The 16,891-nt window shown below is 32.3% G+C and carries 16 protein-coding genes and 1 riboswitch; of the genes, 12 read left to right on the plus strand and 4 right to left on the minus strand.

Going from position 1 to position 16,891, the window contains the following annotated elements; genetic code table 11:
- Window positions 1–7 precede the first annotated feature (7 nt).
- The gene (locus BN2665_RS08495) at window positions 8–958 is read left to right on the plus strand and encodes a CPBP family intramembrane glutamic endopeptidase (protein WP_055666685.1); all 951 of its coding nucleotides are present in this window, start codon (window positions 8–10) and stop codon (window positions 956–958) included.
- Window positions 959–1,243: 285 nt separating this feature from the next.
- On the opposite strand, the gene BN2665_RS08500 is transcribed toward BN2665_RS08495, so the two are convergent.
- A complete protein-coding gene (locus BN2665_RS08500) occupies window positions 1,244–2,578 on the minus strand; it encodes an aminotransferase-like domain-containing protein (protein ID WP_055666686.1) in 1,335 nt (444 codons plus the stop codon).
- A 182-nt stretch (window positions 2,579–2,760) separates the two neighbouring features.
- Between BN2665_RS08500 and BN2665_RS08505 the strand changes: the two genes are divergently transcribed.
- Complete coding sequence (locus BN2665_RS08505) at window positions 2,761–3,615, plus strand: GNAT family N-acetyltransferase (protein WP_055666687.1); 855 nt, start codon at window positions 2,761–2,763, stop codon at window positions 3,613–3,615.
- 126 nt (window positions 3,616–3,741) lie between these two features.
- Here BN2665_RS08505 and BN2665_RS08510 read toward each other — a convergent pair whose 3' ends face one another.
- From BN2665_RS08510 to BN2665_RS08520, 3 genes are all read right to left on the minus strand, one after another.
- Window positions 3,742–5,385: a S41 family peptidase gene (locus BN2665_RS08510; RefSeq protein WP_055666688.1), complete on the minus strand. Its 1,644-nt coding sequence runs from the start codon at window positions 5,383–5,385 to the stop codon at window positions 3,742–3,744.
- A 212-nt stretch (window positions 5,386–5,597) separates the two neighbouring features.
- Window positions 5,598–6,638, minus strand: coding sequence for a HAMP domain-containing sensor histidine kinase (locus BN2665_RS08515; protein WP_074042256.1), 1,041 nt, complete (start codon window positions 6,636–6,638; stop codon window positions 5,598–5,600).
- The gene (locus BN2665_RS08520; RefSeq protein WP_055666689.1) at window positions 6,635–7,321 is read right to left on the minus strand and encodes a response regulator transcription factor; all 687 of its coding nucleotides are present in this window, start codon (window positions 7,319–7,321) and stop codon (window positions 6,635–6,637) included. The genes BN2665_RS08515 and BN2665_RS08520 overlap by 4 nt, the downstream gene beginning before the upstream one ends.
- 250 nt (window positions 7,322–7,571) lie before the next feature.
- Here BN2665_RS08520 and BN2665_RS08525 point away from each other — a divergent pair, with 250 nt between their 5' ends.
- The 10 genes from BN2665_RS08525 to BN2665_RS08570 all read left to right on the plus strand — a co-directional run bounded on the left by BN2665_RS08525 (window position 7,572) and on the right by BN2665_RS08570 (window position 16,816).
- Entirely contained in the window at window positions 7,572–8,552 is a 981-nt protein-coding gene (locus tag BN2665_RS08525) for an ABC transporter ATP-binding protein (RefSeq protein ID WP_055666690.1), read from the plus strand.
- Window positions 8,545–9,360 (plus strand): ABC transporter permease, encoded by an 816-nt coding sequence (locus BN2665_RS08530; RefSeq protein WP_055666691.1) that lies wholly within the window; start codon window positions 8,545–8,547, stop codon window positions 9,358–9,360. The genes BN2665_RS08525 and BN2665_RS08530 overlap by 8 nt, the downstream gene beginning before the upstream one ends.
- 44 nt (window positions 9,361–9,404) lie before the next feature.
- Window positions 9,405–10,214 (plus strand): ABC transporter permease, encoded by an 810-nt coding sequence (locus tag BN2665_RS08535; protein WP_055666692.1) that lies wholly within the window; start codon window positions 9,405–9,407, stop codon window positions 10,212–10,214.
- 129 nt (window positions 10,215–10,343) lie between these two features.
- Window positions 10,344–10,526: riboswitch (Lysine riboswitch) on the plus strand.
- Window positions 10,527–10,703: 177 nt separating this feature from the next.
- Window positions 10,704–11,549, plus strand: a complete 846-nt coding sequence (locus BN2665_RS08540; protein ID WP_055666693.1) for a transporter substrate-binding domain-containing protein — start codon at window positions 10,704–10,706, stop codon at window positions 11,547–11,549.
- Window positions 11,550–11,588: 39 nt separating this feature from the next.
- On the plus strand, window positions 11,589–12,359 hold the full coding sequence (locus BN2665_RS08545) for an amino acid ABC transporter permease (RefSeq protein WP_055666694.1): 771 nt from the start codon (window positions 11,589–11,591) through the stop codon (window positions 12,357–12,359).
- 128 nt (window positions 12,360–12,487) lie between these two features.
- Window positions 12,488–13,228 carry an amino acid ABC transporter ATP-binding protein gene (locus BN2665_RS08550; RefSeq protein WP_055666695.1) on the plus strand — a complete coding sequence of 247 codons (741 nt, stop codon included), beginning with the start codon at window positions 12,488–12,490 and terminating at the stop codon, window positions 13,226–13,228.
- A gap of 142 nt (window positions 13,229–13,370) precedes the next feature.
- The gene (locus BN2665_RS08555; protein ID WP_055666696.1) at window positions 13,371–14,477 is read left to right on the plus strand and encodes a hypothetical protein; all 1,107 of its coding nucleotides are present in this window, start codon (window positions 13,371–13,373) and stop codon (window positions 14,475–14,477) included.
- A gap of 136 nt (window positions 14,478–14,613) precedes the next feature.
- A complete protein-coding gene (locus BN2665_RS08560) occupies window positions 14,614–15,024 on the plus strand; it encodes a helix-turn-helix transcriptional regulator (RefSeq protein WP_055666697.1) in 411 nt (136 codons plus the stop codon).
- Window positions 15,025–15,053: 29 nt separating this feature from the next.
- A complete protein-coding gene (gene clpP, locus BN2665_RS08565; protein WP_055666698.1) occupies window positions 15,054–15,644 on the plus strand; it encodes an ATP-dependent Clp endopeptidase proteolytic subunit ClpP in 591 nt (196 codons plus the stop codon).
- Window positions 15,645–16,051: 407 nt separating this feature from the next.
- The gene (locus tag BN2665_RS08570; RefSeq protein ID WP_055666699.1) at window positions 16,052–16,816 is read left to right on the plus strand and encodes a MerR family transcriptional regulator; all 765 of its coding nucleotides are present in this window, start codon (window positions 16,052–16,054) and stop codon (window positions 16,814–16,816) included.
- The last annotated feature ends 75 nt before the right edge of the window (window positions 16,817–16,891 follow it).

The following is a 16,891-nucleotide window of genomic DNA, read 5'->3' on the forward strand; positions in this document are numbered from 1 at the left end:
ACAAAAAATGAGTGCTGTTTTTAGTGCAGTTAAAAGTTTTATCAAGGGCATTAACCCATTTAGCATGAAAGATGAAAATGTCCCAACCTTTTTTTTTCTTATAAGAAAAATTCTGTCCTTTATTGTTTTATACTTTGGGTGTATGCTTATTGCAGAGCCAATCATTATTATCATACATTATGCAATGGGATACGATGTTCTTCATGGAGAAATGCTTAGTCCTACTGCTATGACACTAATGAAATATTATGGGTACATTATACATATTGGTGTAATAATTCTATATTGTAAAATATTTGAAAGGCGTTCTCCGAAAACACTTGGCTTTAATAAGAAAATTATTGAATATTTAAAGGGTATGTTGGTTGCAGTAGTGCTATTAGCCATGTGTTTAGGACTCAGTCTTTTAACCGATTCAATAAAATATAACGGTATTTTTGAAGTTGTTGATTATAAGCTTATTTTAGCATTTATGGGTGGATTCATTATTCAAAGTGCAATGGAAGAAGTAATGTGTCGTGGATTTTTGATGACATCACTTGCAAAAAGAGTTCCTATTATAATTGCAATTTTTATTAGCTCGTTAGCTTTTGCATGGCCACATTTTTCATCACTCTTTAAAGCAGATTTAATATACTGTATTATTGGAGTAATTAATTTACTGTTGGTATCTGCAATTTTCGCACTATATATGATTAATGACGGAAATATTTATGTTGCTTGTGGTTTACATTTCTTTTGGAACTTTATACTATTAAATATCTGTGGACTTAATTTAAGCGGTAAAGATGGTGAAACAGCTGCAATATTCAATTTATCAACCAATGGAAACAGCATTTTAAATGGCGGGCAATATGGTATTGAAGCAAGTATTTTAACCACTTTGGTATTAACTACTTGTGCAGTTCTTCTTGCATATAAATTTAAGAAGCAGGATATTAGAAAAATTGAGTTTTAATACACGATTATGAGCAATTTACTGATAACTGCCCTCGAAACTGCGTTTGCGAGATAGTCAAGATAATCTACAGAAGCAAACAGCCTTATAGACTTTTGAAGTGTCTGCAAGGCTGTTGTTCATTTTTAGATATAAATCAATTCTGTCTTGACAATCTCATCCGCAATGTTCGATGTCTGTGTGCGTAACAAGTACAATGTTTTCGTAAATATCCTTATTGGAGGACTGCTAAGTCACCGCCGCTTTTTATTTAAGTATCAAGTATCTAAAAATATTATAAATAACCTATTGTCGCATTTCATCTTTGATGGCTTCTATAACAGCACCTAATGCTTTAATATCTTCTTCAGGAACGGCGGATATACATAGCCTAAGGTTTTGCTCTACACCATTAGTAATATAAAACTGTGAAGAAGAGCAAACCCGAATGTTATTTTGGGCTAGTTTTTCTATAATTCTATTGGCTGAAACTTCAACGGGCAGTGTTAACCATAGAAAAAGACCTTGCTTGGGAACATGAAAGGATAAGCCTGCTGGACACATATAGGTTAGGATTGCTTTGGCTTTCAATAGTTTGCGTTTATAACATGCGTTTACTTTTTTTATGTGCTGGTCATACATTCCTGATTTTATAAAAAAATCAAGTGCACCCTGAGGTATACTGGATGTATTTATATCTAATAAATACTTTTGTTTAATCATAGTATCATAGAAGGAATTTGGTATAACCATTGCACCTAAACGAATCCCCGGCATAAAGGTTTTAGAGAAGCTGCGAATGTGGAAAGTCAGTTGATTCGTATCATAGTAGTGTAAGGGTAGAGTACGCTTATCTGTACCCAAATCCGCTAAATAGTCATCTTCAATTAATAGGACTCCGTATTTGTAACAGAGATCCACTAACTTTTTCTTATCTTTCTCTACTAATGAATACCCTGTCGGGTTATGGTGTCTTGGAATGATATAGAATGCCTTAATAGGTTCTTTCTTTAAAATATTTTCCAGCTCATCAAGATCAATTCCATTAGCAGTTCTCTTTATCCCTATGCAATCAATATTAAGACTTTTTGCCATATCTAGGGCTGCATTATAGGTTGGTGCTTCCACTAAAAGTTTGCCACTGGATAGGCTAGGAAATAGGGCTTTCAAAGCCAAATAAATCCCTTGTTGAGCTCCATGAGTGATAAGGATTTGTGAGCTGGAAGTATATATACCATTTTGTTCAAACCTTTCTTTTAGAGTTTCTCTTAAACTTTTTAAACCTAACGGTGTATCATATTCAAAAAGCTTTTTTTTATGCTCTTCTATGGCGCGATTTATTGCATGAGTAAAAGCTCTATAAGGAAGCAGTGTTGGATCTGGCTTTATATTTTGAAAGTCGATATTCTTTGATGTGATCACCTCTTTGACATCAGCTCCAACGAAATAGTAACCACCCCTTGGTACAGAGTAAAGAATATGTGAATCCTCTAAAGACTTATATGCTTTATTCACTGTAATTTTATTGATGGAAAGCTTTTTGGCAACTTCTCTGCATCCTGGAAGCCTTTGTCCTTTTTTAATTTTCCCTTGTTCAATCTCATTCATAATATGTTCTTTTACCAATTCTATTTTATACATGATTCCAATCTCCTAAAACATTGTATTCTTACTACCTGTAATAGTACAGAGTCGATATCAAACGTTTGAACTATTTATGTCTGCATTATATACTAAAATTAACATTAAGGGAATATTAAGTTAAGAATTAATTATATCATGGCCTTGATTATATGAAATAGTTTTAGAAAGGAAGGGTAAATATGATGAAAGCATTAGATATCCGAGATTATAAAAAAGTGATACCAATCATTCGATCAGCAGATATAAATACAATGTTTGCATTAGCTGTTTTGGAAAGAAAGGTAGAAGGGAAGGTGTTTATTGATGACGAGTCCTCTCCAGCTTCATTTTATATCCAGCATCCTTATGGAATGGCTCTACTTTATGGAGAAACAAACAAAGAAGATTTTTATGTACAGCTCACATCTCATATGCTTAATTTAGAAAATGTCAGGAATGGATTTGAATGGCTGCAAGTATATCCTGCTTCACTATATTCCAAAATGGACGCTATTTTAGGAACTAACCTAATAAAAAAGAATCTCAATGAGCCATATAAACAATCATTCTTTCCGGGAGAAGATAAAAAAATTTTAGAATATGAGAGAATAAATTTTATTTTTAATAAGAAAAAATATTTAGCATTTAGAAGAAACCTCAAGAACGAGCACTACAAAATTATTGCAACGACTGAAACTATTTTTTATCAATTAAGTGGAAGTGTAATACCAAATCATTTTTGGAATAATTTCGGTGACTTTATAAAAAATGGAATAGGTTTTACCTTATTATTAGAGAATGATTTTCCAGCATCTACTGCATTTTCATCCTATATTGTAGATGATAAGCTTGAAATAGGAATTGAAACTTACGAAGAAAAGCAAGGTTCAGGTTTTGCTTCTATGGTATGCTCAAAATTAATCGATTATTGCATTGAAAATGGTTACGAACCAGTTTGGTCATGTAATTCTGCAAATATAGGATCAAGGAAGCTTGCGCATAAATTAGGATTTGAGGAATTAAAAAGAGTACCATATTATCGTTTGCTAAAGTGATATTTTCTTGACTCAAAGAAATATATAAAACCCACTTTTATAGGTTAAAAAGTGGGTTTAAAGTTTGTGATGTGACCTGTGGTTGTGGAGAAGCCTGTGCAGTCTCTTTTAAGTTAGTTTGATTTATCATTTTAATGTTTCTATGGCATAGTTTAATTCAACATCTTGTCCATTAATATACTTTTTCCTAAAAGTTTCTTCATCTAATTGAATCTTAATATCAGGAGCTATACCACCTTGGCCAGTATGGTCACTATCAACTTGGATAACTTTATCCTTATTAAGTGACCTTCCATCAGGTAAACTGATGGTAAATCCTTCTGGCATTTTAATTTCAATGGGACTGGTGACCATTCCAAATGAGCCATTTGTAGCTGTAAATCCAATAATTTTAACATTAGGTAATCCCTTTAGCACTAGCGGAAGCCCTTCCCCAGAGCTGGCCGTTTGGCTGTTTATTAAAATAGCTATTTTGCCGCCGTAATAAGGCTTAGCAGGTTTTATTTTCCTAACTTCGTTATTGTTGATCTCAAACTTCTTGGTAAATCGGTTATAGTAGCTCGAGTATTCATAAAGCCTCTCTTCTTTAACAAAATACCCAGCCATTTTAGCAACTAGGGAGTCCTCACCACCTTTATTGTCACGAAGATCTATAATCAACCCCTTTACCTGACTATCCTGGAATAATTTCAATTTCTCCTCCAGTACTTTTTCAGGCCTTGAAAAGAATGCCATTGGAAAACTGCTGATTTTCACATAGGCATAGCCACTATCTAATAATTTACCTTCAATGGGCTCTTTACTTCCAGAAGGGCGTTTTAGGGTCTGGAATTCATCGTCGTAGGCTGTAAGAACCACTTTTTTTACTTCTTTTTCGTCTATATTTTTAAATTCAACTAGAATTTCTTTTCCTATAGGTGCTCGAACCATAAAAATTCCTTGAGCATAAAATTTGGCATGATCCGTAGCCGCAGAGGTCAGGTTACAGTTTGTATTATTAAAAGCTTCTTTCCCGTCTTTTTGGTCCCAGGTCAGCAATTCTGCCCCAATTCTTAATCCGTTTCTATCAGCTGGACTATCCTTTATAACCGAATTGACCAATATCCTGCCATTGTCCAATCGAATTGCACGGATTCCAAAGCCGCCGCCAAATTCCTTTTTTAGCTGTTGCATATTCCTCAAGGCAACATGTCCATCGGGGATGGAAGAGACATATTCTCTTAAAGTCTTGTAGTATAAGTCTTTGTCCTTATCTTGCTCAGCTTTTTGAAATATAGGTTCATATTTATTTTTTAATTCATCCCAGTTAATTTTCTTCCAATCTCCAAAAGGGTATTCAATGGATAGCCGCTTATTCATCTCTACAAAAGCCTGAGAGTAGCTCATATTACTTAAGTTACTAATTGGATTGTATCTTGTTTCACCTGCAAGCATTAATACTAATATTATTGGTATTACTCCACAGGTACAGAGTAAGATTCTATGCTTTGGGACAAGAATGCTATAACTTGGCTTAAATACTTTCTTTACTGTACGTAAGAATACTATTACTGTTAATAAATAGAGTACTATAGCTAAATACGAAGTATCTCCATATATAATATTTATAATAGCTATAATCACAGCTAAACTTGGTAAAAAGTCTAACCATCTGTAATATTTTTTAATAGGTATAGCATACCATACAAAAACAACTAAATTTAATAAACAGAGCAGCATCTCAAAAACGGTTAGCCATTTTATTGAATCAAAAGTACCTAAAATACTCATTTTTATCTCCTCCAAATACTATTAGTATATATTCTCAGGGAACTTTACACTATTTATCCCATTTACATTGATGTTTTTTAGTAAATTTATTATTTATAAGGTTATTATAGAAAGGAATTCTTTACATTTTATCGATTTATTTATTAAGAATTCTTAAGTCTCTTAAAAAACTGTGTAAAAAAAGACATTTAAGATTTCTCTTAAATGCCTTTTTATATCTGTGCATCTAGTTCAATATAAAACGTAATGACATCATCCTTGTATTCTGCCCATATATTTCCGCCATGTAATTCCACAATTCTTCTTGCAATAGCAAGGCCAAGGCCTGAGCCGCCGTCATCTCTTCTCGAAGAATCTACTCTATAAAATTTTTCAAAAATAATATCTAGATTATCTACAGAAATTTTATTTGTTGTGTTTGAAATTGACACAATTGCTTTATTATTCTGGCGGCAGAGTTTTACATGAATGTCAGCAGGTTTAGAACTATACTTTTTTGCATTTATTAAGATATTGTCAAATACTCTCACTATTTTTTCAATATCAACATTTACATAAATATCCTGTTCAGAAATATCTTTTTTAATTATTAAACTTTCTTTACCAAAGATTGGGGTGTACTCTCCAATCATTTGTCCTAGTAGGCCGTTTAAATTAACCTTGCTATAATTGATTTTTATCCCTGGAGTTGTAAGTTTTGTATATTCAAATAATTCATTAATCAGCATTTGAAGGTTTTGAGATTTATTATATATGGTATCCACATATTCATTTAGCTGTTCTTCAGTTTTGTATTCTTTCTTTTTTAATAAATCCACATATCCTACAATAGAAGTAAGGGGTGTCCTTAAATCGTGGGAAATATTAGTTATGAGTTCATTTTTAGTTCTTTCTATTTCTATTTCCTTTTCACGTCTATATTTTAACTCCTTTGACATGAAATTTACACTTTCAGCAAGCTCAGCAAGTTCGTCATTTCCATGGATTTCCATGGTAGCGCCTAAATCCTCATTAGATATCTTCTTAACCCTTTCTGAGATATATTTGATGTATTTTACTTCTTTGTTTATCATTAACAATAAGCAGAGTATAAATATACCTATTGCTAAGAAAAAGTCTGAAGGGCCTGGCATAACTGCAGAAATGCCCATTAAACTAAATAACAACAATGCTAATATTGATAAAAGAAGACTTACTAAGAAGGTGAGCAAAAGTTTGATGCTAATTTTACTAGTAATTATAGTTTTTTTCATATCTTATAACCTACTCCCCAAACTGTTTTTATATAAATAGGATTTTTAGTATCACTTTCAATTTTTTCTCTTATTTTAGTTATATGAACCATTACATTATTATCGGATTTTAAAAAATCATCTTTCCATACTGCTTCGTAGATTTTACTTACGCTTAATACAATCCCTTTATTTCTCGCCAAAAGTTCTAATATGTCAAATTCTTTAGGAGTAAGCCTCACTTCAGAGCTTCCAGTATAAACCTGACGGGTATCCGTATTGATAGTTAAATCTCCTACTTCAATTATATTATTATCAGTACTTGCTTCTTTATTATATTTTTTATACCTTCTAAGCTGCGATTTAACTCTTGCTATTAATTCCATAGGATTAAAGGGCTTTGTTATATAATCATCTGCTCCTGAACTAAGACCATAAATTTTGTCCAATTCCTCTGATTTTGCTGAAAGCATGATAATAGGCATATTCTTTTCCTCTCGTATTTTCATACAGGCTTCAATACCATCCATATTAGGCATCATTATATCTAGCATGATCAGGTCTATATCATCTTCTCCTAGCATCTTTAATGCTTCAAGGGCATCACCTGCTTCTAAGGTTATATAGCCCTCATTTTTCAAATAAATAGAAATCAAATTTCGAATTTTTTCATCGTCGTCCACAATTAATATTCTTTCACTCATTTTTTAAGGTCTCCTTATCTGAATTTCATTTTTAAAATAACATCAAAAGGTTAAGAACTCACTGAGGAAAATATTAAGATTTCTTAATATATATTTTATCTATAAAATCTATAATAATTACAATTTAATTATATGCAATGTGTAATTAAAATAAAAATGAGAATTTTAGTTTATTGTATAAAACCAAAATGTGAATTCTTATTGGAGCTAATATTCGTAAATTGAAAAATGAAGGGTGTTGAGAGTAAAAATGAGCATGATTCAGGTTAAAGGCCTTAGTAAAACCTATTCTTATTACAAAAAGGAAGAAGGAATAAAGAACTCCTTTAGAAATCTGTTTTATAGAGAAAAATTATATAAGGAGGCGTTAAAAGGCATTTCCTTTGAAATAGAAGAAGGAGAAATTGTAGGCTTTTTAGGGCCTAATGGCTCAGGAAAAACCACTACGATGAAATTATTATCAGGGATTCTTTATCCTACAGAGGGTAACGCTAAGGTATTAGGCTATACACCTTGGCATAGAAGCAATGAATTTAAAAAACAATTTGCATTGGTAATGGCTCAGAAAAATCAATTATGGTGGGACTTGCCAGCTAATGAAAGTATATTATTAAACAAATATATATATGAACTTGAGGATAAAGAATATAGAAATTCTTTAGATGAGCTTACAGAGCTTTTGGATGTAAAGGAACTATTACCAGTACAAGTGAGAAGACTCTCCCTAGGGGAAAGAATGAAAATAGAAATAATTGCTGCTCTGATACACAGGCCGAAGGTTATTTTCCTTGATGAGCCAACCATAGGTTTAGATATAATAGCCCAAAGACAAATACGAAATTTTTTCAAGTATTATAATGAGCAAAACAAAACTACGGTAATGTTAACAAGCCATTATATGCAAGATATAGAGAGCCTCTGTAAAAGGGCCATAGTTATAAATCAAGGAGAAATTGTACATGATGGACTTTTAGAAAATTTGAATAGTGTCATGGAAAACAAAAAAATAATTAAGTTTAAGCTGGAAGAGAATAGAGATTTAGGGGAGTTAACAAGATTTGGCGAGATAAAAGATAATAACGGCGAACAGGTCACTATTGAGGTTTTAAATGATAATGTAAAATCCTGTGCAAAAGTGCTTATAGATAAATTTTCTTTAATAGATTTCACTATAGAAAACCTGCCCTTAGAGCAATGCATTGAGTATCTTTTTAAAAAGGGAGATGATTAAAATTAAAGCATTGAAATATAGCAAAATCTTAAATATAGGATTTAAAAATTCTATAGAGTATAGAGTAGATTTTCTACTATCATTGGTATCATGTTTTTTCCCCATAGTAATACAATATTATCTATGGCAAGCTATCTTTAAAAATTCGGGTAAGAGTGAGCTGTTTGGATACAACCATAGTCAGATGGTTATATATGTAGTGTTATCTGCTCTTATCACAAAACTTATATCTACAAACTTTGAAGGAGAAATTAATGAGGATATTAAGAATGGTGGGTTAAGTAGATATTTAATACAGCCTGTAAATTATTTTTTTTATAGATTGTTTAAGTTTCTAGGGGAAAAATTATTACACTTGATCATAGTTTTTAGTTTAATAATTGTATTTTTATTTTCCTTTAAATTTAACGATCAGGTATCTATTACTCTTACTCAGATATTATTATTTATATTAATAATTAGCTTAGATCTAGTACTTAAATTCTTACTATCCTATACTATTTCAGTTATAGCATTTTGGATGGAGGAATGCTGGGGATTATTTTTGGCTATAAATGTAGTTGCTACCATTATTTCAGGAGGAATATTTCCTATAGACATATTTGGCAATAAGGTGCTATACCTTTTAAAAGCATTACCGTTTTATTATTTAACGTATTTCCCTATAAATATATTAAATGGCAGGGCTCAAATAGATGATATTGGTATAGGTCTGACAGTACAGCTAACTTGGATATTAATATTAATATTATTACAAAAATATCTATGGAAAAATGGTATGAAAAAGTATATAGCTGCTGGGTGTTAAGCCAGGTTATCTCGATAAAATATTTTTAGGAAAGGGTTTTTCTAATGAAGTTTATAAATAATATTAAAAGATATACTAAACTCTATTTCATTCTAGTTAAAAACTCTATAATGTCTCAAATGGAATACAGATTTAACTTTTTTATGGCATGTTTAATCCAATTGGCATATATAGGAGTGAAATTGACCTATGCAATTGTACTTTATAGCGCTGATGTATCAATAAATGGAGTAACCCCAGATGAAATGATGATTTTTATAGGCACATATAGTGCATTGTCAGGAATATTTGTTTCATTTTTTCTTAACAATTTCAGCATGCTATCTCATCAGGTAAGAACGGGGGAACTAGACATGGTTATTGTGAAGCCAGTGTCATTGCAATTTATGGCAACCCTTAGAAGAACTGATATAGGATTTGCATTAGTGTCTGTTATAACTGGTGGGGCTATGATTATAGTTGGTTGGATAAGAGCAGGAATACAGCCAAGTGCAATAAATATATTGGTATTTTTAGGCTATACAATAAGCGGAATATTTTTGATTTATAGCCTATTTCTGATTCCTAATATATTTGCTTTCTGGACCATATCAACGAGAGGAATAAATGAGATTGTAAATCAAATGTGGGATTTTAATAATATGCCAATGATCATTTATAATAATATAATCAGGGCTATAGGAGTATTTATAGTACCTATTTTTATCATAACTAACTTCGGAACACTATTTATTTTAAATAAATTAAGTACAATCATGATATTATGGGGAATTACAGCCCCAATAGTATTTTTCATAATAAGTAAAAAGTTATGGGATTTTGCTGTTAAGTTTTATTCAAGTGCCAGCAGCTAGAAGCTTGTTAAGTTATTTTACATGAGAAAAATTTTTGAAGAGAAAATTAAAAAAAATTAATAGTTATGTTGACATATGTAATATATTGTTGTATAGTATGTACTATAACTTAATAAGGCCTCACTTTTACAGTGAGGTAGAGGCGCGGTGTTTAATAGTCTTTAGTGGAGTAGGAGAAGCGATGATGCTAAAGAGAAGGAAATATCGCCGAAGTTTATAATATTTCTCAGTATTATTTGCTGGGTCTGCAGTTAAGAACTGCAGGACTGTCTCAATAAGCTTCCCGGTTTATTGAGTTGTGCTATCTCATTTTGGGAAAAGAAGGGGCTTAAGGACTAATCACGCATATTAGGATCTGAGTTTACCTCAGGTCTTTTTTGTTTGAGTTTGATGTCTAAAAATATCAAAAATGGGCTAGTATGGCAAAGGTGAAAAGACATCTTAAATCTCAATACTATATTAAATTAAAAAAACAGGAGGAAAATTATTATGAGAAAAAAATTATCATTATTAATAGCAATGTCTTTATCAGCAATTATGCTTTTTACAGGTTGTGCTTCAAAAGGTAACTCTGAAGGTTCAAAATCACCAGCAGCAAAAGCTGAAACTTTTAAAGTAGGTCTTGAAGCAGGATACGCACCATTCAACTGGACTCAAATGGATGCTTCCAATGGCGCCGTTAAAATTGAAGGCAGCTCAGAATATGCAGGTGGATATGATGTAGAAATAGCTAAAAAAATTGCTGAAGGCTTAGGAAAGCAATTAGTTATAGTTAAAACTGAATGGGATGGTCTTGTACCAGCATTAGCTTCAGGAAAGATTGATGCCATCATTGCAGGTATGTCACCAACAGCAGAGCGTAAAGAAGCCATAGACTTTTCAGACAACTACTATAAATCTGATCTAGTTATGGTGGTTAAAAAAGGTGGTAAATATGATGGTGCTACTTCTATACAAGATTTCAAAGGAGCAAAGGTAACTGCTCAATTAAATACTTTCCACTATTCAGTAATAGATCAAATCAAAGGAGTAAATAAGCAGCCAGCTATGGACAATTTCCCAGCTATGAGAGTTGCTCTTGAATCTGGAATGATTGATGGTTATGTGTCAGAACGTCCAGAAGGTGTTAGTGCTTCTGCTGCCAATGATAAATTTAAGATGGCAGAATTTAAAGAGAAGTTCACTACCTCCGATGATGATACTGCCATTGCTGTAGGTGTTGCAAAAGGCAGCGAATTAACTGCAAAAATCAATAAGATATTATCAGATGTTTCAGAACAAGATCGTACAAGCATCATGGATGCTGCTATCAAAAATCAACCGGCAGCTAAATAGTTATTATTTAAAAGTCATTGGAATAGAAGGAGGAGAAAAATGAGCTTTGATTGGGTAGTAAAAATTATTTCAACAAACTGGCCAATGTTTCTTAGAGGAGCTGGCGTAACACTACTAATTTCCATGGTTGGTACTATATTAGGCTCTATCATTGGTCTGCTAGTAGGGGTTATACGTACTATTCCAAAGCCCGAAAGAGGAGCAAAAAGAGTCATTCTTAAAGCTATCAACGTTATTCTTTCAGTTTATATAGAAGTATTTCGTGGCACTCCTATGATTGTACAGGCTATGGTAATTTATTACGGATCTGCCTTAGCCTTTGGGGTAAATATGAATCGATTGTATGCAGCTATTTTTATTGTTTCTATTAATACGGGGGCTTACATGGCAGAAATTGTTCGTGGTGGTATTGTTTCTATTGATAAAGGACAATTTGAGGCAGCTCAAGCCATAGGCATGAATCATATACAAACTATGACTAATGTAGTATTACCACAAGTAATTCGCAATATTTTACCAGCAACGGGTAATGAATTTGTAATTAATATAAAAGACACATCAGTACTTAATGTAATTTCTGTAACAGAGCTATATTTCCAAACAAAATCAATTTCAGGAAATAACTTTAGATATTTTGAGACATTCTTTGTTGCTTGTGTTATTTATTTTGTAATGACCTTTACAATAACAAGAATTTTGAGATATATCGAAAGAAAATTAGATGGCCCTGATAACTACATCATGTATGCAAATCAAATGCAAGTAGAGACTCCTGAGGATATGCTGCGTAGGACAAAAAGCATCGGTTAGAATAAATATAGGGAAACAACTTCAACTATTAACTTATACATGTCCGATAATCGCTTAAAGCTGCGATTTTCAAACATGTACAAGTTAAGTTTCCGTATTGTTTCCCTAAAAGCAAAGGAGGAGAAAGTATGGAAAAAGTAATTGATATTCAACATTTAAGTAAATCCTTTGGAACTCATGAAGTATTAAAGGACATTGATTTTTCAGTTAATAAGGGAGAAGTAGTTTGTATCATAGGTTCCTCAGGATCTGGTAAATCAACTCTTCTTCGCTGCGTTAACCTTTTAGAAAAACCAAGCGGTGGTGAAATAATCTATAATGAAGAAAATATTTTAGATGAGAAGCATGATATATACGCCTATCGTACAAAATTAGGTATGGTGTTCCAGCAATTTAACTTGTTTAATAATCATAATGTACTAAGCAACTGCGTTGTAGGGCAAATAAAAGTATTAAAGCGTTCCAAGGAAGAGGCAGAAAAAGTGGCCTTGAAATATTTAAAGGTGGTTGGAATGGAGCAATACATTAATGCAAAACCCAAACAATTATCAGGTGGACAAAAGCAAAGAGTGGCAATTGCAAGGGCTCTTTCTATGGAACCAGATGTTATGCTGTTTGATGAGCCAACCTCAGCTCTTGACCCAGAAATGGTAGGAGAAGTTCTTAAGGTTATGAAGGAGCTTGCGGAATCTGGTCTTACCATGCTCATAGTAACTCACGAAATGGGATTTGCAAAAGAGGTGTCTGATAGAGTGATATTTATGGACAAAGGAGTTATTGCGGAAGAAGGAACTCCAGAGCAAATCTTCAATAATCCAACGCAAGAGCGTACTAAGGAGTTCTTAAAACGTACTTTAAATCAAAATTAAATAATGATTTACCTAGACCTCTTAAATATGAAAGAGGTCTAATTTTTATGCAAAAAACAGCAAAACTATATTACAGATATTTACTTTAATTTTATATAAACTATATAATGGTAATAGGAGTAAAATAAATGGAGATGATAAAATGGATTATATTTATTATGTGCAGAAGCAAGCCGAGTACTATAGAAAAATGATTGTTCCCATAGTACCAACCTTTAATATTCATAGTGAATTTGTGTTTGGGCTTTCACAGGAGGAATGGGTAGAGGAATTTAAAAGATTTCATACAGTGATGAAATCAATTTATGAAGATGTGTGCAACGATCCTATTTCATATGGATTGCCACTATATGAAGTAGAAAAATACCATACCCATTCAAAAGAAGCAAGAGAATCTTTAGCATCTGTTTGGAGAATTGGGAATATTTTATATTGTTTAGCTATGTCAGGTGAAATTGTGAGCGGAGATTTATATGTAAATACCCAAAAATTTGATAATATGATTTCAGAAATGAAAGTTAAAAACAAAGCTTATATAATAAACAGTCTTATGAAGCAGGGATTTTATTTTAGTAATTGGGATAAAAACAAGTTTTCAAAGGGGTGTGACCAATTTGTTGTTTCTTATCCAGAAGCATCCCGTTTTCTTGCTATGCTTAAAGGATATTGTACAAGAGCCTCGTACTCATTAAAAGGGACAAAAGGCTATGTAAATACTCATTTCTATATATTAAATTATAGAGTTATGGAAGAAAAAACAAATACATTACCAGATTTAGAGTTAACGGATTTTGAAAATCTTATTGGAGAAGAAAATACTAAATTTTTCAGAGCATTTCTTCAATATATAAAAAAATATGACTATTCAATAGGTATAGAAGAAGATATTATATACAAAGCCACTTTTTTAAATCACAAAGGAAAAGAGACAGGAGATTACTTCCGTTTAACAGATTATCACTACCCTCAAGATGGATTGCTAAAGCTAAGATTAAAACTAAATAATATCGAAAAGTATATACATAATTGCCAATGGCCAGAAGCTATAAAAGAATCACTATTGAGCGCAACTCCATGCAGACACTGCAAAGAAGAATGTGTAATGCGGTTAAGCTTTGCATTTGATGGAGTAGAGAAGGATGCCTGTAGGTGCGAGGGGGATGTTTTCTCATTTTTTTCACCTAAAATTGAGCACTTGCATTATTATCAAGAACTATTTGATCTTGAAAGAGAATGTTTGATAAAATAGAAAGTACTTTTAATGATAGTTCCAGTAATAGTTATTAGTTAGCTTGTATATAAAAATTCAGCAAAAAATGTCAGGACTTTTATGCAGAAAGTTTCTATAATTAAATTGTGTAGCTTTCATAGATTGGAGGAGTATCATGAACTATAAAGAAAGAATTCAAGCTTCTATAGAATATATTGAAAGTAATTTAGAAGAAAAGATTTTACTGGAGAACTTGGCTAAGCAAGTTTTTCTTTCTAAGTATCATTATCATAGAGTTTTTCATGAATTAGTTGGTGAAACAGTGATGACATACATTAGGAAAAGGCGCCTCACGGAAGCTGCCAAAGAGTTAATTGATAGCAATATTAAAATAGTTGATGTTGCATTAAAATATCAATTTGGATCTCAGGAAGCCTTTTCTAGAGCCTTTAGGAGAATGTTTAAGATTTCTCCAGGAGAGTTTAGGAAGATAAAGATTAATATTTTACAATATAAGAAGATACACTTGTGTCATGAAAACACTACAACTCCAGTAATGATGAACTCATTTTGTAAAGTTGCATAAAATAATAGGGTTTTAAAAGGAGGATTTTTATGAGTTATGTGCCTATGGTTATTGAGCAGACTAACAGAGGTGAAAGATCCTATGATATTTATTCAAGGCTATTGAAAGACAGAATCATAACTTTAAGTGAGGAAGTAAATGATGCTACTGCAAGCATTATAATAGCTCAGATGCTGTTTTTAGAAGGTGAAGATCCAGAGAAAGATATAATTTTTTATATTAATAGCCCCGGTGGGTCAGTCACTGCAGGACTTGCTATTTATGATACTATGCAGTATATTAAGCCAGATGTATCCACTATATGCCTTGGTATGGCGGCTAGTATGGGATCATTCCTACTAACTGGCGGCACTAAGGGTAAGAGATTTGCGTTGCCTAATAGTGAAATTATGATACACCAGCCTTCTATTTCAGGTGGCTTAAGCGGTCAGGCTACTGATATAAAAATATATGCTGATAAAATATTGAGAACTAAAAAGAAAGTTATAGAAATATATAGTGAGAGAACAGGTCAATCAATAGAGAAACTTGAGCGGGATATGGAAAGAGATAATTTTATGACTTCAAAGGAAGCCAAGGATTATGGTATTATAGATGAAATACTTATTAGAAATAAGTAATCGTTCATCTAACTTAATTAAATTATAATAATTGAAATATAAAAGTCGCCTTTTGATAGTACACTTTTGTTTAGAAATGTATAGGTAAATTTTTTCTGCATGTTAAACAAAGTGGATTGTCTTTTGGTGACTTTTTTAATATTTCTTTATATATAGGAGGATGTAAAAAAAGGTGTTCTATAAGGTTTCCTACACCGGGCGTGGAGATCCACGAGCGGCCCGTGAAAAAGAACACTTATGTTTTTCACATCCTCCTATAAATCAAAGATTCTCCATTACCTTTTCATTTTACAAATATTTTTTGAAATGCTATTGACATTAACGCTGCGTAAAGGTGTATATTGATCTTGTAGGGTACTTAATGGTTAATAATTAAGTACAATATAAAAAGAACAGGAGGGGTAAAGATGGAATATACAGTGCAGAAGCTAGGTAAATTAGCAGGTGTTAGTACAAGAACCCTTAGGTATTATGATGAAATAGGAATTCTTAAGCCGGCAAGAATTAATTCATCAGGGTATCGTATTTATGGGGAAGCAGAGGTTGACAGATTACAGCAAATACTTTTTTATAGGGAACTAGGTGTTAGCTTAGAGAGCATAAAAGATATAGTAACTGCACCTTCTTTTGATGGAGCTGCTGCACTTAGGGAACATCGAGAAAAACTCCTGGAGAAAAGAAATCAATTAGATGTTTTAATAGCTAATGTGGATAAAACCATAGCTTTAACAGAAGGGAGAATTAAGATGAGTAATAAAGAAAAATTTGAAGGCTTTAAAAAGAAGATGGTAGATGATAATGAGAAAAAGTATGGTGAAGAGATAAGAAAAAAATATGGAAATGATGCAGTTGAAAAGTCAAATGCAAAGCTCATGAACATGACAGAAGAGCAATATGCTGAAGTGACAAGTCTTGAAGCGGAAATAAAGTCAACCCTAGTGGAAGCTTTTAAAAACGGTGATCCAGCTAGTGATATAGCTCAAAGGGCAGCGGAGCTTCATAAGAGATGGCTCACTTACTATTGGAATGAATATAGTAAAGAAGCACATGCTGGTCTTGCTCAGATGTATGTAGAAGATGAGAGATTTAAAGCATATTATGATAAGGAACAGCCTGGTACAGCTGAATTTTTAAGAGATGCAATTTTAATATATACAGGCGAAAGTAAATAATATCAAATAAATCGATAAATACTATATTATTTTTAGACAATAAAACAGTAGTGTATAAACTTTATACACTACTGT

The organism is Desnuesiella massiliensis (genome assembly GCF_001403615.1).
Lineage (GTDB): Bacteria > Bacillota > Clostridia > Clostridiales > Clostridiaceae > Desnuesiella > Desnuesiella massiliensis.